At 38.4% G+C, this 19,628-nt stretch carries 21 protein-coding genes; 4 read left to right on the top strand and 17 right to left on the bottom strand.

Annotation, left to right across the window (positions count from 1 at the left end):
- Window positions 1-60 precede the first annotated feature (60 nt).
- The 3 genes from bshC to AC3E9U_RS11410 all read left to right on the top strand — a co-directional run bounded on the left by bshC (window position 61) and on the right by AC3E9U_RS11410 (window position 3,117).
- Window positions 61-1,650 carry a bacillithiol biosynthesis cysteine-adding enzyme BshC gene (bshC, locus tag AC3E9U_RS11420; protein ID WP_488747033.1) on the top strand — a complete coding sequence of 530 codons (1,590 nt, stop codon included), beginning with the start codon at window positions 61-63 and terminating at the stop codon, window positions 1,648-1,650.
- 139 nt (window positions 1,651-1,789) lie between these two features.
- Window positions 1,790-2,623 (top strand): formylglycine-generating enzyme family protein, encoded by an 834-nt coding sequence (locus AC3E9U_RS11415; protein ID WP_488747032.1) that lies wholly within the window; start codon window positions 1,790-1,792, stop codon window positions 2,621-2,623.
- Between the two features lie 74 nt (window positions 2,624-2,697).
- Window positions 2,698-3,117, top strand: a complete 420-nt coding sequence (locus tag AC3E9U_RS11410; RefSeq protein ID WP_488747031.1) for a nucleoside-diphosphate kinase — start codon at window positions 2,698-2,700, stop codon at window positions 3,115-3,117.
- Window positions 3,118-3,189: 72 nt separating this feature from the next.
- Here the strand turns inward: AC3E9U_RS11410 and AC3E9U_RS11405 are convergent, their stop codons facing one another.
- From AC3E9U_RS11405 to AC3E9U_RS11390, 4 genes are all read right to left on the bottom strand, one after another.
- Window positions 3,190-3,744, bottom strand: a complete 555-nt coding sequence (locus tag AC3E9U_RS11405) for a PepSY-associated TM helix domain-containing protein (protein ID WP_488747030.1) — start codon at window positions 3,742-3,744, stop codon at window positions 3,190-3,192.
- 3 nt (window positions 3,745-3,747) lie between these two features.
- Window positions 3,748-6,141, bottom strand: a complete 2,394-nt coding sequence (locus AC3E9U_RS11400; protein WP_488747029.1) for a TonB-dependent siderophore receptor — start codon at window positions 6,139-6,141, stop codon at window positions 3,748-3,750.
- Between the two features lie 111 nt (window positions 6,142-6,252).
- Complete coding sequence (locus AC3E9U_RS11395; RefSeq protein WP_488747028.1) at window positions 6,253-6,549, bottom strand: DciA family protein; 297 nt, start codon at window positions 6,547-6,549, stop codon at window positions 6,253-6,255.
- Complete coding sequence (locus tag AC3E9U_RS11390; protein WP_488747027.1) at window positions 6,549-6,965, bottom strand: lipocalin family protein; 417 nt, start codon at window positions 6,963-6,965, stop codon at window positions 6,549-6,551. Before AC3E9U_RS11390 ends, AC3E9U_RS11395 begins: the two co-directional genes overlap by 1 nt.
- A gap of 103 nt (window positions 6,966-7,068) precedes the next feature.
- Here AC3E9U_RS11390 and AC3E9U_RS11385 point away from each other — a divergent pair, with 103 nt between their 5' ends.
- Window positions 7,069-8,172, top strand: a complete 1,104-nt coding sequence (locus tag AC3E9U_RS11385; RefSeq protein WP_488747160.1) for a serine hydrolase domain-containing protein — start codon at window positions 7,069-7,071, stop codon at window positions 8,170-8,172.
- A 202-nt stretch (window positions 8,173-8,374) separates the two neighbouring features.
- Here AC3E9U_RS11385 and ftsY read toward each other — a convergent pair whose 3' ends face one another.
- From ftsY to AC3E9U_RS11320, 13 genes are all read right to left on the bottom strand, one after another.
- Window positions 8,375-9,328 carry a signal recognition particle-docking protein FtsY gene (gene ftsY / locus AC3E9U_RS11380; protein ID WP_488747026.1) on the bottom strand — a complete coding sequence of 318 codons (954 nt, stop codon included), beginning with the start codon at window positions 9,326-9,328 and terminating at the stop codon, window positions 8,375-8,377.
- 250 nt (window positions 9,329-9,578) lie between these two features.
- On the bottom strand, window positions 9,579-9,731 hold the full coding sequence (locus AC3E9U_RS11375; protein WP_488747025.1) for a DUF4295 domain-containing protein: 153 nt from the start codon (window positions 9,729-9,731) through the stop codon (window positions 9,579-9,581).
- A gap of 9 nt (window positions 9,732-9,740) precedes the next feature.
- Window positions 9,741-9,923 carry a 50S ribosomal protein L33 gene (gene rpmG, locus AC3E9U_RS11370; protein WP_026981158.1) on the bottom strand — a complete coding sequence of 61 codons (183 nt, stop codon included), beginning with the start codon at window positions 9,921-9,923 and terminating at the stop codon, window positions 9,741-9,743.
- A 26-nt stretch (window positions 9,924-9,949) separates the two neighbouring features.
- Entirely contained in the window at window positions 9,950-10,186 is a 237-nt protein-coding gene (gene rpmB, locus AC3E9U_RS11365) for a 50S ribosomal protein L28 (RefSeq protein ID WP_488747024.1), read from the bottom strand.
- 79 nt (window positions 10,187-10,265) lie between these two features.
- Window positions 10,266-11,513: a competence/damage-inducible protein A gene (locus AC3E9U_RS11360; RefSeq protein WP_488747023.1), complete on the bottom strand. Its 1,248-nt coding sequence runs from the start codon at window positions 11,511-11,513 to the stop codon at window positions 10,266-10,268.
- 131 nt (window positions 11,514-11,644) lie between these two features.
- Window positions 11,645-11,995 (bottom strand): hypothetical protein, encoded by a 351-nt coding sequence (locus tag AC3E9U_RS11355; RefSeq protein ID WP_488747022.1) that lies wholly within the window; start codon window positions 11,993-11,995, stop codon window positions 11,645-11,647.
- A 12-nt stretch (window positions 11,996-12,007) separates the two neighbouring features.
- Window positions 12,008-12,352, bottom strand: coding sequence for an Hpt domain-containing protein (locus AC3E9U_RS11350; protein WP_488747021.1), 345 nt, complete (start codon window positions 12,350-12,352; stop codon window positions 12,008-12,010).
- A 5-nt stretch (window positions 12,353-12,357) separates the two neighbouring features.
- Window positions 12,358-12,969, bottom strand: coding sequence for a fumarylacetoacetate hydrolase family protein (locus AC3E9U_RS11345; protein ID WP_488747020.1), 612 nt, complete (start codon window positions 12,967-12,969; stop codon window positions 12,358-12,360).
- 45 nt (window positions 12,970-13,014) lie between these two features.
- Entirely contained in the window at window positions 13,015-13,788 is a 774-nt protein-coding gene (locus tag AC3E9U_RS11340; RefSeq protein ID WP_488747019.1) for an exonuclease domain-containing protein, read from the bottom strand.
- A 192-nt stretch (window positions 13,789-13,980) separates the two neighbouring features.
- A complete protein-coding gene (locus tag AC3E9U_RS11335) occupies window positions 13,981-15,588 on the bottom strand; it encodes a T9SS type A sorting domain-containing protein (protein ID WP_488747018.1) in 1,608 nt (535 codons plus the stop codon).
- 116 nt (window positions 15,589-15,704) lie between these two features.
- Complete coding sequence (locus AC3E9U_RS11330) at window positions 15,705-17,003, bottom strand: dihydrolipoamide acetyltransferase family protein (protein ID WP_488747017.1); 1,299 nt, start codon at window positions 17,001-17,003, stop codon at window positions 15,705-15,707.
- Window positions 17,004-17,124: 121 nt separating this feature from the next.
- Entirely contained in the window at window positions 17,125-18,294 is a 1,170-nt protein-coding gene (locus tag AC3E9U_RS11325) for a glycosyltransferase family 2 protein (protein WP_488747016.1), read from the bottom strand.
- 102 nt (window positions 18,295-18,396) lie between these two features.
- Window positions 18,397-19,584, bottom strand: a complete 1,188-nt coding sequence (locus AC3E9U_RS11320) for a hypothetical protein (protein WP_488747015.1) — start codon at window positions 19,582-19,584, stop codon at window positions 18,397-18,399.
- Window positions 19,585-19,628: the final 44 nt, after the last annotated feature.

Here is a 19,628-nt window from a genome sequence, read left to right as displayed (position 1 = left end):
TTTGTTAAACCGATTTTCCCTACATTTATTTTTGTTAATTTAGCAGAAATAAGAATCGCTATGCCAACCGACTGTATCAGTTATCAAAATTCCGGATATTTCACAAAACTCATTGTCGATTATTTAAATCAGGAACCGGAACTACAGTCATTATACCACCGTTTTCCCACACTTGAAAACTTCAGACTTCAGGCAGCCGAAAAAGCAGCTGATTTTCCAGAGGACAACCGAAAAGTCCTGACAAATGCTTTGGAAAAACAATATTCAGATTTTGAAGTTTCTGAAGCGACCAAAACAAACATTTCGTTATTAAAAAACGAGAATACAGTAACCATAACAACCGGTCATCAGTTAAATCTGTTTACCGGTCCGCTTTATTTTCTCTATAAAATTGTTTCGGTCATTAATTTGTCCAAACAGCTAAAAACAGCTTATCCGGAATTCAATTTCGTACCGGTTTATTGGATGGCCACAGAAGATCATGATTTTGAAGAAATAAACTATTTTCATTTCGGAGACAAAAAAATCCAATGGAACCGTGAAAGCACCGGACCAGTCGGTCGACTTTCCACAGAAGGCCTTACAGCTATTTTCGAAGCTTTTTCAAAGGAACTCGGAGTTGGAAACAATGCCGACTATTTAAGGGATCTATTCAAAAATGCATATCTGTCGCATTCCAATTTATCTGATGCCACGCGCTACCTGGCCAATGAACTTTTTAAAGAATACGGTTTGGTCATTATTGACGGTGATGCTATCGAGTTGAAGAAATTATTCGTCCCGTTTCTAAAACAGGAATTGACCCAGCAGATATCCTTTTCAAAAGTTTCCGAAACGATTGGACAACTAAAAGACTATACGGTTCAGGTCAATCCCAGGGAAATCAATTTATTCTATATTGAGGACCAGTTGAGGGAACGTATTCTTTTTGAAAACGGAAGTTATAAGATCAACAATACGGCAATTACTTTTTCAGAGACCGAACTAGTTAGTGAACTGGAAAATCATCCGGAAAAATTCAGTCCCAACGTAATCTTACGTCCTTTATACCAGGAAGTGATTCTGCCGAACATTTGTTATATAGGTGGTGGCGGTGAATTAGCTTACTGGCTGGAACTGAAATCCATGTTCGAAGCTAACAATATCCTGTTTCCGATACTTTTATTACGTAATTCCGTTCTGCTGGCCACTGAAAAACAAGCCACGAAAGCCGATAAATTAAACCTGAGCTGGAGCGATCTGTTCAGCAAACAAACCGATTTATTAAATCGAAAAACGGCAGACTTTTCCAATTTCAATCTGGATTTCTCGGAACAGAAAGAATTCCTCAGAAAGCAATTTGAAAAACTGCACGATATCGCAGCCCATACGGACAAATCCTTTTTAGGAGCCGTAAAAGCACAGGAAATCAAACAAATTAAAGGTCTTGAAAATCTTGAGAAAAGACTGCTAAAGGCCGAAAAAAGAAATCATAAGGATCAATTACAACGAATTTCGGATCTTCAAAACGAACTTTTCCCCAATCATAGCCTGCAGGAACGAAGAGCCAACTTCTCAGCATTCTATTTAGAGAACGGATCGGAGCTAATCCTGAAAATTTCAGACAATCTTGACCCGCTTTCGAACACATTTGAGATAATCACACTATAGCCCTATAGGGTTTTTCTTTAACATACTGTATTTCATCGATTTTTTTTAACATTTAATCTATATTTTGTAACAAAAAAGCATCTTATAGTTAGGAAAATGTTACTTTTGCGCCGAATTTAAAAGAACCAAAACTACCAGTATGAAAAAGAATTACATTATCCTTAGTATCAGTGCGATTGCACTTTTTTTATGCTCATTCTATTCCACTTCCATTGTAAATCCGAAAATGATTTTTGTTGAAGGCGGAAAATTTAAGATGTTACCTAATGCAGTTGCAAAATCGGATCCGAAAGAAAAGAAAACGGATTATGAAATTACCGTTTCATCGTTTGAAATCAGCCAGTTCGAAATAACCGTTGCAAACTGGAGAGATTATACCGCTGCCAACAAAATTTCGATGCCTGCACGACCAACTTGGGGATGGCACGATGACAATCCAATTACCAATATCACATGGAAGCAGGCTATCCAATATTGTAACTGGTTAAGCAAGGAAAACAACCTGAAACCGGCCTATACCAAAAACGGCGATAAATACACTTGTGATTTTAAAGCTAACGGATACCGTCTTCCGACGGATGCCGAGTGGGTTTATGCTGCAAAAGGCGGAAATAAATCCAAAAATTATAAATATGCAGGCGGAAATGAATTGGAATCTGTAGCCTGGTATGCTAAAAACAGTGAAAAAGAGCCGCATTCATTCGGAACAAAATTACCAAATGAATTGGGAATTTTTGACATGAGCGGAAATGCTTGGGAATGGTGTTGGGATTTCTACAGCCCGATCCACTACAAAATCGACTCAAAAACAGACCCTGCAGGTCCGGAAAGAGGTGAAAAAAGATGTGTAAGAGGCGGATCTTGGGATTCAAGCAAATTAGAATATCTTGAGCCTACTTACCAACTGAACTGGAATCCAAATGCTACCAACGAATTCTTCGGATTAAGAATCGTAAGAACGGTTGTAAAATAATTTTCTGTTAACAAAATTGTTTTTCAGCGAGAAAACCGTAATTTTGCGCCCAAATTAAATAAAAACAAACAAAAATGGCGACTAACAGAACATTTACAATGATTAAGCCTGATGCTGTTGAAAAAGGACACATCGGCGGAATTTTAAATATGATTACTGAGGGTGGTTTCAGAATCGTTTCTATGAAACTAACTCAATTGACTGTAGCTGATGCTCAGAAATTCTATGCTGTACACAGTGAAAGACCTTTCTACGGAGAACTAGTAGAGTTCATGAGCAGAGGTCCGATTGTTGCCGCTATCTTAGAAAAAGATAATGCTGTTGAAGATTTCAGAACTTTGATCGGAGCTACAAATCCAGCTGAAGCTGCTGAAGGTACTATCCGTAAAAGATATGCAACTTCTATCGGTGAGAACGCTGTTCACGGATCTGATAGCGATGAAAACGCAGCTATCGAATCTGAATTCCACTTCGCAGGAAGAGAGCAGTTCTAATAAAGATATTTTCAAATATTTTTTGAATAAAAAATCCCGATTCATTGAATCGGGATTTTATTTTTGACTAAGCTAAGCTAAAAAAAGCAGAAATAACAGAGGGAAAATAATGCCGGCCATAGCCAACTTCCAGCCTCTTCGTTTAAATGTATTCTTTCCTGCCGTAATCATCATGGCGCCTGTTACGGCAATAGTTATAAGAGATAATCCAAAAATATCCGAATAATAGATCCACCAATTGGACGTATTCTTATGCAGTTTCATGGCGTGACTGATAAGCGGTGTTTTCTTAAAGGAAATAATTTCACCTTTTCCGGATTCCATTTCAATTTCCACATCCGTATTTTCATAAGAAAGTTTCAATTGGCCGTTCTTAATGTTGTGACGACGAAATTTATCGTCCACTCCCAATTCTTTACCCAGATTCTCCGCAAACTTTTCAGTAATAGCATCTTCTGAAGGAAGTTTCACGGATACAACTTTTGTTTCGACGGTGTATTTTTCGGGATGCCAACTGTCTCTGTGGTTCATCAATACACCTGAAAAGGCAAAGGAAATAATCAATCCCAAATAGAAATACCCAAAATCGCGATGAATTGATCTGATATTCTTGTCTCTTTTTTTCATTAATTAAAATTTATATTTTAAAGTGGTCATAATCTGGCGCGGCGCAATAGGATTTACACTGTAATTCTCATGAACCGTATAATTCAATTCATTTGTAATATTAGACAATCGGCAAAGAATGGAAAACTGTCTCCATGTATATCCGGCAGAAAGATCAATAGTGGTATATCCGTCAAGCGGAATAGTTCGGTCCGGAATCGTCTGTCCGTTAGTATTATTCCATCCGGCGAGTCTATCCCCTATGTAATTGGCCATAGCTCCAAATGATAGGCCCATCAATTTTCCGGAAGGAATCGTATATAAAAGATTCATATTTGCGGTATTTGACGGAGTTCTAACCAATCGGTCTCCTTCAATATAACTTCCTGGCAGCCCGCTCGTTTTGGTGTAACGCATGTCATTATAACTGTACCCTGCAACAATGTCCAAACCTTCCACCGGTCGCACCGTCGCACCCACTTCAATTCCTTTGCTGGTCGTTTGTCCGGATAGTGTTTTCACGTTCGGATCAGTATTATTTGTACCGTCTGATTTAAATTCAGCCATTTGCGCTAAGTTATTATTTATGATCTGATACAAAGTCACATTTGTTGTTAAAATTCCTTTCCAGAACTCTTTTTTGACACCAACTTCAAACTGGTCGATAATGGATGCCTCAAGCGTATTATTGTAGATATCAACTCCGGTATTTGGTGTAAATGAATTAGCATAACTGGCAAAAATCGATGTATTTTTAACCGGCTGATACACTAACCCCACTTTGGGTGAAAAAGCCGCGTCAATGCGTTTAGGATCTGTTTTAGGGTTAGGATCATGTTCCGGCGTATATTCATTTGCTTTATAATTGTAAGTTATCGCCTCTGATTGTTGCCATGACCAACGAATACCTGCCAATAACTTGATTTTTGTCGTAAAAGAAACCAAATCCTGAGCATAGACCCCTACTCTGTTGGCATCCGTTTTTACAATTTTTGTATTTACGGCTTCCGGGATTCCGTGGTCATTTTCGTAAGTGGCCGGATCATATATATTTACGGTATCGTAATTGGCCGGATTGTATGCGAACGTATAGGCCTGTGCGAAAGAATAATCCGTATCCACACCCGTTGATAACTGATGTTTTATTGCCCCGGTCATAAAATTCCCTTGGAGGTTGAATTGTTGTGCTGCAATGGTTTCCAGATTTCTGTTTTTTCCTAACGGTCGTTTCAGAGTACCGTTGGCTGCGGGCTGAATCCGTTCTGTTCCTTCCGACGCTCTTTCGTAATCCTGAAAAGAAGTATTGGAACTAAACTTCCAGTTTTTATGAAACCTATAACTGATTTGCCCCGTGAAAGAAGCCTGGGTGGTTAAACCGTTCGACCATCTCGCTCCTAAATAGGTATTACGCGGTAAATCCACCACTTCTCTTCCTATAGCTCCTGTTCCAAAATCCGGAGTCCAATTATCACGTAAATAATCACCTTGCAGTAAAAAATAGGTTTTTTGTCCGGCTTTAAAAAGAAGCGACGGATTTACATAGATTCGTTCTCTCTTTACCACATCCCTGAAGCTTTCGGAATTTTCATAAGAACTGATCAAGCGGTACGCAATTGTTGAGTTCAGCGGACCATAAAAGTCAACCACGGGTTTATAATAAGCATAACTTCCTGCCTGAAATGAAACTGACCCTCCTCGTGTGAACGTTGGCGTTTTAGTTACCATATTAAGAATACCACCTGGCGCCACATTTCCGAATAATAAAGCGGAACTTCCCATTAATGCTTCAACCTGTTCCAACGAAGCCACTTCGGGCATGGACCCCGCCGTGTAACGAAATCCATTTTTGAACATATTATTGGCCGTCATGTCGTATCCTCTGGACCAAAGGGATTCCTGAGCACCACCACGAGCGGATCCTACATAGACACCATTGATATTTTTAATAACATCACTTAAGCGCGTCACTTGTTGTTGTTCCAATGTTTTACTGCTGATAACCTGAACATTTTGCGGCAGATCAATAGCTTTTATACCGGCTTTACCGTTGGCAAGTGTCCGATTAATCACACTTCCGGATACTATGACTTCGGATAAGGTATTAGAAGCCTCTGCTAAAATTATTTTTGGCACTATTGAAGTTTCTTTTGATCTGACAGTCACCTCGGCTGTTGCAGTAACAAACCCGATATGGGAAAAAATCAGCGTATATTTTCCTGGTTTTACATTAGGAAAACTGAAGACACCTTCAGAATTGGTTATGCCGCTGAAATCTCCATTTTTAGTGGTTATAGATACCTGCTCAAGTGGTGTATTCTTAGAAGAAACGACTTCACCTTTTATTGTTCCGAAATTTTGAGCAGTAAGTGTTAAGGTGAACAGTAAGATCGTGAATAAAATTTGGACAGCGCTTTTCATTTTGTTAAGCTTATTTAGATTGATTTAATTTAAAGCAAAACTAAACAAGCTTAATTTTAAAAAAACTGATTTATATCATGAATTCAGGATATTTCTATCTTTTATTCATTCCTATCTAAAAACCAATTCTTTAACGATATCTCTTCTTAACTCTTCGTTGATCATTCGGATGATTTTCTCTCTGCCGTAGCTCAATTCTTCACGCAGGACAGCAGAAGACAATGCCACATAAAGCGTACTGCCTTTGAGCAGTATTTCGGTAGTGTAATTATTGACCGCATTTCCCATGAGATTTATCCAGGCGTCTCGGACATCTATTTTGTCCATGCCGGGCTGTAGCTTATTTTCCTGAATAAACTGTTTTAAAATATCGCCGATCGGGCTTTCCTCATTAAAACGCTTTGCCATTATTTAACAGAAAAAGGTTTTGGTTTTTTGTAGTGGTATTCAATGTCCTGATCACTTTTAATAACCAGTTTGTCGTCTGAAACAGAAACAATTGTTTCCTTCCATTTGGCATAAGGTGTGGAATAGTTGAAGATAACGTTCCCATCATTCATTTCTACTTCGACTTTTTCCGATAAATCATTCATAAGATAAGTGCCGTCAAGCTGAGGCATCACTTTTTTTCTGAATCCCTTCTTACCTTTTATCTGAAAAAAGTCAATGGTTTCATTAACCTTATATTCTTTCTTATTGCCATCGGGCAGTTCCGCCTTTTCAATCTCCCAGTAACCGTTTATTTTGGCCAGATCTTTTTCGGATATATCCTGTTTACAGCCTACAAGCAGGACTGCAATGATCGCAATAAAAATATTTCTCATCAGAATTCAGTTTTTGCAAAGTTAATTTTTAAAACCATTTGGAAAAGACATAACCGATTAAACTATTTACTAATTTTAAAGTCGTACAAAAAACGAAAAAATGATGAAATATCTCCTACTGCCCCTTCCGTTATTAGTCATCTTACTTTTTTCCGGTTGCAGTTCCGATTCGGAAACTGTTGAAAACACCACACCAACAACAGAAGCCATGTATTTTCCTCCTCTTACAGGCGATAATTGGGAAACCAAAAGCATCGCGGATTTGGGTTGGAATCAAAATGCCGTTGCACCATTGGAAACCTATCTCAACGAAAAAAACACCAAAGGTTTCATCATTTTGGTAAATGGAAGAATAGTCCTGGAACGTTATTTTAACGGACATACTGCAAACTCAGCATGGTACTGGGCCAGTGCCGGAAAAACATTAACCTCCACCGTTACCGGAATTGCACAACAAGAAGATTTTTTAAACATCAATAGTAAGGTTTCGGATTACATTGGAACCGGATGGACTTCAATTCCTTTAGAAAAAGAAAACCTGATAACCAACCGTCACTTACTAACCATGACTTCCGGATTGGATGACACTTTTAATGACAGTGCCGATCCTTCTCAGCACGACTGTGTCGACCCAACTTGCCTGATTTATAAAGCCGATGCCGGAACTCGCTGGGCTTATGATAATGTCTATGTTAAACTTCAGGACGTAGTGGCAGTTGCAACCGGGCAAACATGGAACGACTATTTCACTGCCAAACTCAAAAATCCGATTGGAATGACGGGTACCTGGGTACAATCAAACAACAATAGTGTCTACTGGAGCACTACAAGAAGCATGGCACGATTTGGCTTACTTGCCTTGAATAAAGGAAAGTGGAATGCAACACAGCTTATCAATACGACTTATTTCGGCGAAGCCACAACTACTTCTCAAAACATTAATTTGGCCTACGGTTATCTGTGGTGGTTAAACGGAAAGACTTCCTATCATTTGCCACAGACGCAATTACAATTTAACGGATCGCTGATTCCTTCTGCGCCGAATGATATGTATAGTGCTTTAGGCAAAGATGATCAGAAAATATACGTGGTTCCGAGTAAAAAAATGGTCGTAATCCGTATGGGAGAAGCGGCCGATCTGTCGAATATGGCACTTTCGGATTTTGACGATGTCTTATGGCAAAAAATAAAGGCGTTATATGAATAACGCCTTTTACTTTATTTTTTACTGAAGAATTTTATTATTGCATAAACAGTCAGCATAAAAGCAATTAACCGTAATCCTAAAAACAGGTTTGGAAATGGTTTTTCAAGAAAAACAGAAACAAGACCAATTAAAAACGTAATCAACACAATTTTAATTGGTGAAGCATTCTTAAAAAAATCAATTACTTTATTCATACCGATTTTTATTTAAAGAAAGAATCCACAAACTCGTATTTATTAAACACTTGTAAATCTTCAATACCTTCTCCTACTCCGATGTATTTTACAGGAACCTGGAACTGATCGGAGATACCGATAACTACTCCGCCCTTTGCAGTACCGTCTAATTTTGTTACAGCCAGACAACTAACTTCAGTTGCCGCTGTAAACTGTTTTGCCTGTTCGAAAGCGTTCTGTCCTGTTGAGCCGTCTAAGACCAATAAAACGTCATTAGGGGCATCTTCTACTACTTTCTGCATTACACGCTTAACCTTGGTCAATTCGTTCATTAAACCAACTTTATTATGTAAACGACCCGCTGTATCAATGATTACTACATCCGCATTTTGAGCAACCGCCGACTGTAACGTATCAAAAGCAACCGAAGCCGGATCACTTCCCATTTGCTGACGTACAATAGGCACACCTACTCTGTCCGCCCAAATCTGAAGTTGGTCAATTGCAGCCGCACGGAACGTATCGGCAGCTCCAAGAACTACTTTATGTCCTGCTTTTTTGAACTGATATGCTAACTTCCCGATGGTTGTTGTCTTACCTACTCCGTTTACACCAACTACCATAATAACGTACGGTTTTTTGTTGGCCGGGATTTCGAATTCAGATGCTTCTCCGGAATTCGTTTCCGAAAGAAGTCCCGCAATTTCTTCACGAAGGATCTCGTTCAATTCATCCGTACCTAAGTACTTATCTTTCGAAACGCGTTCTTCAATGCGTTCAATGATTTTAAGTGTTGTATTTACTCCGACATCGGAAGCGACTAAAATTTCCTCCAGATTATCCAATACCTCATCATCTACTTTTGATTTCCCTGCAACGGCTTTGGTCAGTTTGGAGAAAAAAGAAGTTTTTGATTTTTCAAGGCCTTTATCTAACGTTTCCTTTTTTTCGGATGAAAATATTTTTTTAAAAAAATTCATTCTGTTGCTTATGAATTATGATTACAATTATTTTTTGAAACCTTTTGTCCTTCTAAGCCCTGCCCGATAGCTATCGGAAGGCTCCAAAATTTTAAAACAAAACGGAATATAATTCCTATTATGCTTCAAAAATATAAATTTTTTATGAGGTTCTTTTCTTCCTTTGACTAAATATTGAGAAAGAAAAAACATAAAAATAAAAAAGCCACTTCCGGTTGAAAGTAGCTTTTCTATATATTGTATAACGGAATTATTTCTTTTTTAAGAACTCATCCACTTCTTCTGGAGTCATTACTGCCTCAACGAATGTATAAGCACCAGTTTTAGGTGATTTTACCATTTTGATAGCTTTAGTCAATCTCTTTGAAGCTGTCTGTAATGATGCAACGGTTTTCTTTGCCATGACTTACTATTATTTAATTTCTTTATGAACAGTTACTCTTTTCAAGATTGGATTAAATTTTTTAATCTCTAATCTGTCTGGAGTATTCTTTTTGTTTTTAGTCGTGATGTAACGAGAAGTTCCTGGTACACCAGAAGCTTTATGCTCAGTACATTCTAAAATAACCTGAATTCTATTACCTTTCTTTGCCATCGTGATATATATTTAAAGGTACTGGATTATTTAACTAATCCGTTAGCTTTAGCTTCTTTCAAAACCGCAGCGATACCATTTTTATTAATCGTTTTTAAAGCAGATGTAGATATTCTTAAAGTTATCCATCTGTCTTCTTCAGGAATGTAGAAACGCTTCTTAACTAAGTTTACACTAAATTTTCTTTTAGTTTTATTCATAGCGTGAGAAACATTGTTTCCAACCATTGCTCTCTTACCTGTAAGTTCACAAACTCTTGACATTGTACTTATCTTTATATTCGTTATTCAAAATCAGGGTGCAAAGAAACAAAAAAGAAACCTATTACACAAACTATTTCGACTAGTTTTTTAAAATTTCTTGATAAATTTTTTCCAGAGCTTTGCTCACCGCCCTGTCTATCACTTTTTCACGAGGCTGTCCGAAGTTAAACTCTTCGGTCTCCACGCCTTTAGGAGTCGCTATTGAGACAAAAACCGTACCCACTTCTGCATCAGCATCACCTTTGTCCGGACCTGCATTTCCGGTTGTGCTAATTGCATAATCGGTTTTCAAAATTTTCTGAACATTCAACGCCATTTCTTCAGCCACTTGCTTGCTTACCACCGAATAAGCAGCAATCGTTTTCTGAGAAACCCCAAGCACATTTACTTTTGCTTCCGTAGCATAACTCACCACACTTCCTTTAAAATAATTTGACGAACCCGGAACGGATGTCAGCGTTGCGGCTATTTTCCCACCAGTACAACTTTCTGCCGTTGAAATCGTCAATCCTTTTTCTGTAAACAATTTCCCTAAAACCACTTCAATGCTTTCCTCGTCATCATAACCAATGATCGACTCTCGGATAAGAGCATCTAATTTTACCACTTCATCCGCAATTCTCTGCTGCAAAACCGATTCGTCATTTCCACGGGCGGAAAGACGCAAACGCACCTGACCCGCATTGGGCAAATAAGCCAATTTTATGAATTCCGGCAGGTTATCCTCCCATGCTTCAATTTTTTCCGCCAATAAACTTTCTCCTATACCATAAGTACGAATGGTCTTATGAACGATGTAAGGTCTGCTGAATTTAGCAACCAGTTTAGGGATCACCTCATTTTCTATAAGATGCTTCATCTCAAAGGGTACACCAGGAAGCGAAATGAAAACCGTTTTCCCTTTTTCCATCCACATACCCGGAGCAGTTCCTACCGAATTAAACAACACTGTACATTTAGAAGGCACCAGCGCCTGATCTTTGTTGATCTGGGTTATAGGTCGTTTAAAATAATTTTCAATAAGATTGGTTACGTGTGCCAGTACAGCTTCATCCGTTACCAGTTCGTCCTGAAAATAGTCGCAAAATGTTTTTTTGGTAATATCGTCTTTGGTAGGACCCAATCCCCCAGTCATGACAACCACATCACAATGATCCTGAAGTTTGGCAAACGTGTCCAGAATATGCTGTTTATCATCCGTAATGGATAACATTTCATGAACACCGATGCCGATTTTATCTAATGCTTTGGCAATAAAACCCGAATTGGTATCGATAATCTGTCCGATGAGAATTTCATCGCCTATAGTTACAATAGTTGCTTTCATTTTCTCTTTAGCGAATAAGCAACAAATATACTACGCTTTACACGCACGATTGTAAGGAAATAGAATCATTAACATTAAATTAGGAACCGTTAATGATTTTAAAATAACATACGAAATGTACTAGGGGAAAATTAAGGCTTAACGATGGTACCTATCACTTGAAGCACTACCAACAGAATGATGAAAACACCGATCAACTTAAAATAAAGACTCATGAAATTGATCTGATCCTCCGGATTAGCAAATCGCAGTGTTTCAGAATTAGCTCTGATATCGTTTTCCTCAAAAAAGTCACTTACCACCGACTTGTCTTTTTCCGCCAAATAGTAGGATACAGATGAACAACGGGAAGATTCATCTTTACAATTAAGGTAAAAATCCACTTTTTTATCATTCAGTTCATTCTCGAACGAAACAACATCTTTGCATGGAACCTCCACCTTAAAATGTTTTCTGAATTTTACTTTAATGGTTTTAGGCATTATGTCTGAAAGTTAAATATTGTACTCTTTTCTTACTTCTTTCAGGGCGTCTTCAATGTGTTCTTTTAAGCTTTTAAAAACTTCTTTGATTTCTTTTTTCTTGCCTTCGGATTTTGTCCACTCCATGATCTGAAGATTTTCTTCATAGGCGGCATCCATTCCTAATAAATCCAGGGTAGGTTTGATTTTATGGGAAGAGGCATATGTTTTAGTATAATCTTTTTCTTCGATACCTTCTTTGATGGACTTTAATTCCACAGGCACTTCTTCAACAAAAAGATTAATTATCTGTTGTGCAAATTCGGTGTCATTGTCCGAAATTTCGTAGACTTTGGATAAGTTATAATGTAACGGCATCTGCTTTACTTTACCTGTATTTTAAAAAGTTGTACTCCTTCAATAAAACCTTCCAAAACATCATTCGATTGTACTTTTGCTACTCCTGCCGGCGTTCCAGTAAAAAGAATATCTCCCGTTTTTAAGGTGAAATATTGTGAAACATAAGCAATCAACTCGTCTATTTTCCACAACATCTGACTGGTATTCCCGCTTTGAACAATATTACCATTATTGGTCAATTCAAAATTAATATTTTCCAGAGAACTGTAATTTTTTTTCGACGAAAAGTCACTTATAATCGCTGAATGGTCAAATGCCTTTGCTTTTTCCCATGGAAGCCCTTTGCTTTTTAGTTCAGCCTGTAGATCACGTGCGGTAAAATCAATTCCAAGTCCGATTTCATCATAATATTTATGAGCAAACTTAGGATCGATATACTTTCCCACTTTGTTGATTTTAACCAAAATCTCCACTTCATGATGCACATCATTACTGAATTCGGGAATCACAAAAGGCGTTTGTTTTGGCAAAATGGCCGTATCCGGTTTCATGAAGATCACCGGCTCACTCGGACGTTCATTTTTCAGCTCGGAAATATGGTCGGCGTAATTACGACCAATGCAGATTATTTTCATTTTTTAAGTGACTAAGTTACTGAGTGCTGAGTTACTAAGTTTTTTTTACTGCTTTGTATTCAGTTTTCTTAATTTGATGCCTGTCAATACCTTTTTTGTATACAATGGAAAATCAGCGTTTTGGATCCAACCGAAATAGCCCGGTTCTTTTTCCAACACCTCATCCACCAGAACACCTTTATGTTTACCGAATGTAAAAATCTCCTGTCCTTCAGGATTCAAAGCGATAAACCCTGCAAAATCAACCGATTTCTTTCTAGTGGTAAATTCAGACAGCGCTTTCATATCGTTTTCCAATTCAGGATAACGTTCTAATTGCGCTTTTAGTATTTCGTACGTCGCCATTGTATCGGCTTCGGCACTGTGCGCATTTTCAAGACTTTCTCCGCAGTAAAATTTATAAGCAGCACTTAATGTTCTTTCTTCTTTTTTATGGAAAATCGTTTGCACATCCACAGAAACGCGGTTTTTCATATCGAAATCCACTTCGGCACGCAACAATTCTTCTGCCAATAGCGGAATATCAAATCGGTCCGAATTGAAACCGGCCAAATCTGAATCTTTGATCATGTTGTGTACGTGAGATGCCAATTCTTTAAACGTAGGCTCATTCGCTACTTTCTCATTGGTGATTCCGTGCACTGCAGTAGCATGGGCAGGAATCGGAATTGTCGGGTTCACCAACCAGGTTTTACTTTCCTTATTTCCGTTAGGGTATATTTTTACGATTGCGATTTCGACGATTCGGTCCTTACCTACATCAATACCAGTTGTTTCCAAATCGAAGAAGCAAATCGGACGGTTTAGCTTTAATTCCATTTTCAAATTTTGACTGGGTACAAATGTAATTTTTAAAACCCAATTATTGCTAATTTATTTCAGCAAAAAGGCACTTCTATGGATAAACAGTCCTACAATCTTCGCCTCGGTCAAAAAAAAGAAAGACGGAACTTACAAAACCGCCTTTCTGCCTTATTTTTCATTATCACCTACAATAACAGACTGAATTTCTTATCTTTTCACTATTCTAATGTATTTGGTTTCCTTCGCATTGGAAACGGTCAAAAAATAAATGCCGGAAGCCAAAGTTCCCGGAATATCAAATTGCCGGGAATTGAATCCGGCCTCGAAATTTTGATCTTTCGCCAAACTGATTATTTTCCTGCCGTCATAATTATACAGATCCACTGAGACTGTTTCTGCTTCCTCGATATTAAAATCTAAAGTTATACTTTGATTGAATGGATTTGGATAAGACAGGAAAGTATTGTTTTTAGTAAATGCCACATTTGATAATCGTTCCGGATCGTACCGAAACACAAAAGTATGGGGATGACAAGAAAACCATGCTTCACAAAAGGTTGAACCCAGAAGAAATTTACCATCAGGCTGAACTAGTATTTTATCATTCAAAGCGCGACTGGATTCCCTGGTCGTAAAAATATAACCATCCTGACAGAAAGCAGGATCCAGATCTCCATTGGTTTTGTAACGTGCGATTACTATCCCCACCGGCGATTCATTGTTTCCCGGACTTGGATTTTCGCCTGTTTCATATACGCCACTGACTATTAATTTTCCGTTTTCCAATTGCTGAATCGACTGTAAACCCAAAATCGGATATTCTATTGATTTGATTCCACCCAAACCGAAAGCAGCATCCAGACTCCCATCTACATTAAGCCGTATCATTCGCTGTGTTTCAGCCGTTGCCTGTGTCAAACCATAACTTGAACATAGAAAAACGATTTTTCCGTCGGTTTGAACCAAATCATGCACAGAACTGTCTACATCGTCAAAATCAAAAATCTTAATCCCGTCGTCATCGAAAGTGGGATCCGGGCTTCCATTTTCAGTAAGTCTTACCAGAAGAATGTCAGTTCGGTAATCTCCTGCTACCTGACTTCTCAGTTCGCCCCGGATCATAATTTTACCGTCTTTCAGAGCAGTCATATTATAGACTTCGATATTTGAGGAGGGCAGCGAAAAAGCTATCGCTCCGTTATTGCCGAAGCCTTCATCCGGAGTGCCGTTCGCATTGTATCTTACTAAGGTAAAACTAGCCCCTCCACCATTGTAACCCGATTGCTTGACAACCAGTATCTTATCATCGGTGCGGACCGAAAATAATGACGATCGGGTATTGAGGGCATCCATTATCTTCCCATTGGTCCCAAACGAATTATCTATGGAACCATTAGTGTTGTATCGGACTAAATAACTAAGAAAGGAAGAGTAATCCCCTTCACTAATGAAGGCGATAATTTTTTGGTTTGATTGTAATTGCAGTGTACCAACATGATTTTGAATTCCGTCAGTAATAAAAGCATTAACTCCAAAAGTCAGATCCAAGACCCCTTCTTTACTGTAGCGGTTGATAATGTATCGTGGATTAGTGCCGTGTAGGTGAAAAGTTGAAGCCGTAATAAAACCCCCGTCCTGTTGCAATGCGATTGTTCCAAAGTCAGCCTCTAATGCGCCGCCAGTTTCACTATCCATATAATTCTGAGTCACAACCCCGTTTACTCCGAAAGAAACATCCAGAAAGTCATTTTGTCCAAACAATAAAACCGGAATAACAAAAAGGGTCGCCAATAAACATAAAGTAATCTTTTTCATAACCCAAATATTTGATTTTCATAAAGTTACAAATAAACAGATTACGAAATTCACAATTAACAGCAACAAAAAAAGACCTCAAAAATGAGGCCTTTTAAATGAATTATGTATGTATTTTAGAAATCTCTGTTGATATCCCAAGCTTCTAAGTAATCCGCTACTCGTTTCACGAAACTTCCTCCTAATGCTCCGTCTACCACTCGGTGATCGTAAGAATGGGACAAGAACATTTTCTGACGGATACCGATGAAATCACCTTCCGGAGTTTCGATAACCGCAGGCACTTTTCTGATAGCACCCAACGCTAAGATACCTACTTGCGGCTGGTTGATGATTGGTGTACCGAAAACAGAACCGAAAGTCCCAACGTTAGTAACTGTATAAGTTCCGCCCTGAGTATCGTCCGGTTTCAGTTTACCTGCTTTTGCACGGTTTCCTAAATCGTTAACCGCTTTAGCCATGCCTACAAGGTTTAGCTGATCAGCATTTTTAATTACAGGAACAATTAGGTTTCCGTTTGGTAAAGCCGCAGCCATACCTAAATTGATATTTTTACGTTTGATGATGAAATCACCATCAACAGAAATATTCATTCCAGGGAAATCTTTCAGCGCTTTAGCAACTGCTTCCATAAAGATTGGCGTGAATGTTAACTTCTCACCTTCTCTCTTTTCGAAAGCGTTTTTCACTTTATCTCTCCATTTAACAATGTTCGTCACATCCACTTCAATGAACGACTGAACGTGGGCCGAAGTCTGTACCGACTCCACCATGTATTTGGAAATCAACTTACGCATTCTGTCCATTTCCACGATTTCATCTCCTCCGTTAACAGAAACCGGTGCCGCTTTAGCAACTTCCGGTGCTGCCGCTTGTGGCGCTTGAGCTACTGGAGCCGCTGCAGCAGGAGTTGGCTGGCTTCCTCTGTTTTTGATATAATTTAAGATATCTTCCTTGTTTACGCGACCATCTTTACCGGAACCTTGGATTGATTCTAATTCCGCTAACGAAATTCCTTCTTCTTTAGCAATGTTTTTTACTAAAGGTGAAAAGAATTTATCCGATCCTGAGAAATCAGCAGGTGCTGCTGTTTCTTTTGCAACCTCAACTGTTTTGGCAACTTCTGCAACCGGTGCTGCTGCGGCTTCCGCTTTTGGAGCTTCCACTGCACCGCCTTCAGTTTCGATGATGGCAATGGTTTGACCCACCTGAACTACATCATCAGTGTTGAAAAGAATTTCAACAAGTGTTCCCGCTACTTCCGAAGGTACTTCACTATCTACTTTATCAGTAGCAATTTCCAATACTGCTTCGTCCATTTCAATCTTATCTCCAACCTTTTTTAACCAGTTGGTAACGGTTGCTTCAGCAACACTTTCCCCCATTTTGGGTAATTTCAATTCAAACTTTGCCATATCTTTAAACTAAAGTTGTGTTTTCGTCTTAGGTTTGCAAAATTAGTAAATATTTTGAGCCTTAGCGACGAATTAAACAAATTTGCGTGATTTTTTTATATTTTTCAAAATTACGAATCTTTTAATTCGAATTTCTAAGCATAATTACTTCTCCTCTGTCATTACTGTTGTTACTTCCTATCATAAAAGAAGATTTCTCAGGAATGATCTTAAAGGTAAAACCTCTGTTTTTATTTCTCTCCAGAAAACTAATGATTTCCCCAAATGAAAAACTGTTATTATCTAATACAATTTCCAATAAGCTCCCCTCTGGATTTTCAAGCGAAAGTAACGCATTTTCGCCAATATCAGCGGTCTGAACCACGTTTTTTTGCAATCGTTTTTCCAGTTTTTCTTTAAGACTTTCGTCGGATGAAAACAACACATATTGCTCTGGTTTGGAAACGATTTGCTGCTGTTGTTTCTTCTTCAACATCGCAAACAGGAAAGCTCCGATTCGCATGAAAACATCAAAAACAACAGAACTACCAAAATGCTTTTTATAGAAAAAATGCATGGCTTCGCGAAAACGCTTCATATACATTCCATCGCGCACCGTGCTTTCCCCTTTATAATGGATGACGGAAGTTTCGTGGAAGTAATAATTCGATCTGCCGGATTTCAAAACCATATAACTCAAATCGATATCATCTGAATACATAAAACAGTTTTCATCAAAACCGCCGACTTTACTGTACAGATCGCGCTTCATCACCATAAAAGCACCAACCAGTATATCTACTTTACCGGTTTGATCTTCGGATAAATGTTGCGCGTAATATTTATTGAAAAGCGCTGATTTCGAAAAGATTTTATACAATCCGAAGATTTTCGTAAAAGCTACCCAAGGCGTTGGAACACCGCGTTTGCATTCCGGAAGAAAATTGCCCGTACCGTCAATGAGTTTACAGCCCACTATTCCTAAATCGGTTTTTGACTCAGCAAAACATAATGCTTTTTCAAATGTATCTTCGGCAACAACAGTATCGGGATTTAAAATGCAGATATATTCTCCTTTGGCTACGTCAACTCCAATGTTGTTCCCTTTCGGAAACCCGAGATTGGCTTTATTTTCGATGAGTTTTACATTTGGGAAACGTGTCTTCATCATTTCACAACTGTCATCCTGAGAAAAATTATCGACTACAATAATTTCACCTTCAATGTTTTCCAATGCTTTCTGTACGCTCAAAACGCATTGCTCGAGAAAATAGCGGACGTTGTAATTAAGTATGATTACGGATAGTTGCATTTTTCAAAGATATATCTTAAGTCACAAAGTTGCAAAGGTTCAAAGTGACTAAGTTTGAAAATACAATCGACAATTTCCAGATTCAGTCGTGCTTCTAAACGGCTAAAAATTTTCCGCCAGACTCACACGCAATGACCAGTCGTTTTTACTTACCCCAAAATCCAGGGTCACATTGTTATTGTTTTTCTTATTCCATTTCACACGCAATCCCGTTCCCACTGCGGGCTGCCATTTGGTAAATTCAGAAGTATACAATTTTGAAACTGAAGAAACATTCGCAAAAAAAACGGCCCCCAAAAATCCATCTCTGGTAATATCTGTCCTGTATTCACTCTCAAAATACAATAAGCCGTTACTTCTGAATCGGTTTCTTGTAAAGCCTCTCCCCGTTTTCCCAAACCGGTCCCAACCGATACTCGGCAAATCCAGATAATGCGGATCGCCCCAAAAAGTAGACCAGTAAAAAAACCTGCCTGCCAATACTCTGTGACGGTCTTTACGGAACGAATAGTATTTTCTCAGATCAACATATATGGATTTCCAGTCCTGATTATCCAAACCACCATTAAAATTATTCCGGTAATCGACCTCTGCATAAAACCCTTGCTCCGGATTGATTACATTGATCCTGGAATCATATAAAAGCTGAAGCGCAATCCCAAAAGAACTCACGTTGGAGAAATCCCCCTTCATATACTTAACGTAATCGGTTTCTTCTTCAATAAACGATTCTTCCGAAATACCTTCATAACTGTCAAATAAAACACCAAGCCCCATCCTGAAATCCCCTGCGACTTTCCGGGTAGCAAACTGATAAAAACGCCACTGTCTGTATTCTAATCTTGATATTTCCGTTTCCGAATTATTATTCCCTAAACCATAAGTAGGCTGCGGATAGATCATGTAACGATAATCACCCGTAAAATTGTAAATGTTTCTATTGGTATATAAATAAGTCGTAATCGGAAAAACATATTGGCCATCCAAACTGAAATAGGGAGTAAATATCACCTCAGACATCCTGGTATTTTTGGTATCTTCACCCAGATAAAAGGTCGTCAAAAATGAAATTACGAATCCACCGCCTGCATCTGATCCTGCCGGAGAAGGAAATAAGGAAAATGCAATTCTTTTATCTTTAAACTTGTTAATCGAGTCGTTTTTTACAAAAATCTTTTTGTAAATATCCCGGATGTCTTTGCTGTTATACTTAACTGAATCGCTTTGCGAATAACCAATATCCGTAGAAAAAAGAAATATCGCCAGTATCGCTACAAATAAATGATTCATCTTTTCTTTTTTTACAACAGCGTTCATTACAAATTTAAGCTATT

The sequence above is a fragment of the Flavobacterium sp. 21.1 genome, assembly GCF_057801535.1.
The sequence above is the reverse complement of the archived record's forward strand: the minus strand, read 5'-3'. Positions and strand labels throughout refer to the sequence as shown.

Coding starts and splice junctions, on each gene's coding strand:
- AC3E9U_RS11405 (WP_488747030.1), bottom strand. CDS start 3,744: ATGAAAAAAAGAGACAAGAATATCAGATCAATTCATCGCGATTTTGGG.
- AC3E9U_RS11375 (WP_488747025.1), bottom strand. CDS start 9,731: ATGGCAAAGAAAACCGTTGCATCATTACAGACAGCTTCAAAGAGATTG.
- bshC (WP_488747033.1), top strand. CDS start 61: ATGCCAACCGACTGTATCAGTTATCAAAATTCCGGATATTTCACAAAA.
- rpmG (WP_026981158.1), bottom strand. CDS start 9,923: ATGGCAAAGAAAGGTAATAGAATTCAGGTTATTTTAGAATGTACTGAG.
- AC3E9U_RS11385 (WP_488747160.1), top strand. CDS start 7,069: ATGAAATATCTCCTACTGCCCCTTCCGTTATTAGTCATCTTACTTTTT.
- AC3E9U_RS11395 (WP_488747028.1), bottom strand. CDS start 6,549: ATGGCAAAGCGTTTTAATGAGGAAAGCCCGATCGGCGATATTTTAAAA.
- AC3E9U_RS11340 (WP_488747019.1), bottom strand. CDS start 13,788: ATGGAATTAAAGCTAAACCGTCCGATTTGCTTCTTCGATTTGGAAACA.
- AC3E9U_RS11410 (WP_488747031.1), top strand. CDS start 2,698: ATGGCGACTAACAGAACATTTACAATGATTAAGCCTGATGCTGTTGAA.
- AC3E9U_RS11360 (WP_488747023.1), bottom strand. CDS start 11,513: ATGAAAGCAACTATTGTAACTATAGGCGATGAAATTCTCATCGGACAG.
- AC3E9U_RS11335 (WP_488747018.1), bottom strand. CDS start 15,588: ATGAAAAAGATTACTTTATGTTTATTGGCGACCCTTTTTGTTATTCCG.
- AC3E9U_RS11390 (WP_488747027.1), bottom strand. CDS start 6,965: ATGAGAAATATTTTTATTGCGATCATTGCAGTCCTGCTTGTAGGCTGT.
- AC3E9U_RS11415 (WP_488747032.1), top strand. CDS start 1,790: ATGAAAAAGAATTACATTATCCTTAGTATCAGTGCGATTGCACTTTTT.
- rpmB (WP_488747024.1), bottom strand. CDS start 10,186: ATGTCAAGAGTTTGTGAACTTACAGGTAAGAGAGCAATGGTTGGAAAC.
- AC3E9U_RS11350 (WP_488747021.1), bottom strand. CDS start 12,352: ATGCCGTTACATTATAACTTATCCAAAGTCTACGAAATTTCGGACAAT.
- ftsY (WP_488747026.1), bottom strand. CDS start 9,328: ATGAATTTTTTTAAAAAAATATTTTCATCCGAAAAAAAGGAAACGTTA.
- AC3E9U_RS11355 (WP_488747022.1), bottom strand. CDS start 11,995: ATGCCTAAAACCATTAAAGTAAAATTCAGAAAACATTTTAAGGTGGAG.
- AC3E9U_RS11400 (WP_488747029.1), bottom strand. CDS start 6,141: ATGAAAAGCGCTGTCCAAATTTTATTCACGATCTTACTGTTCACCTTA.
- AC3E9U_RS11330 (WP_488747017.1), bottom strand. CDS start 17,003: ATGGCAAAGTTTGAATTGAAATTACCCAAAATGGGGGAAAGTGTTGCT.
- AC3E9U_RS11345 (WP_488747020.1), bottom strand. CDS start 12,969: ATGAAAATAATCTGCATTGGTCGTAATTACGCCGACCATATTTCCGAG.
- AC3E9U_RS11325 (WP_488747016.1), bottom strand. CDS start 18,294: ATGCAACTATCCGTAATCATACTTAATTACAACGTCCGCTATTTTCTC.
- AC3E9U_RS11320 (WP_488747015.1), bottom strand. CDS start 19,584: ATGAATCATTTATTTGTAGCGATACTGGCGATATTTCTTTTTTCTACG.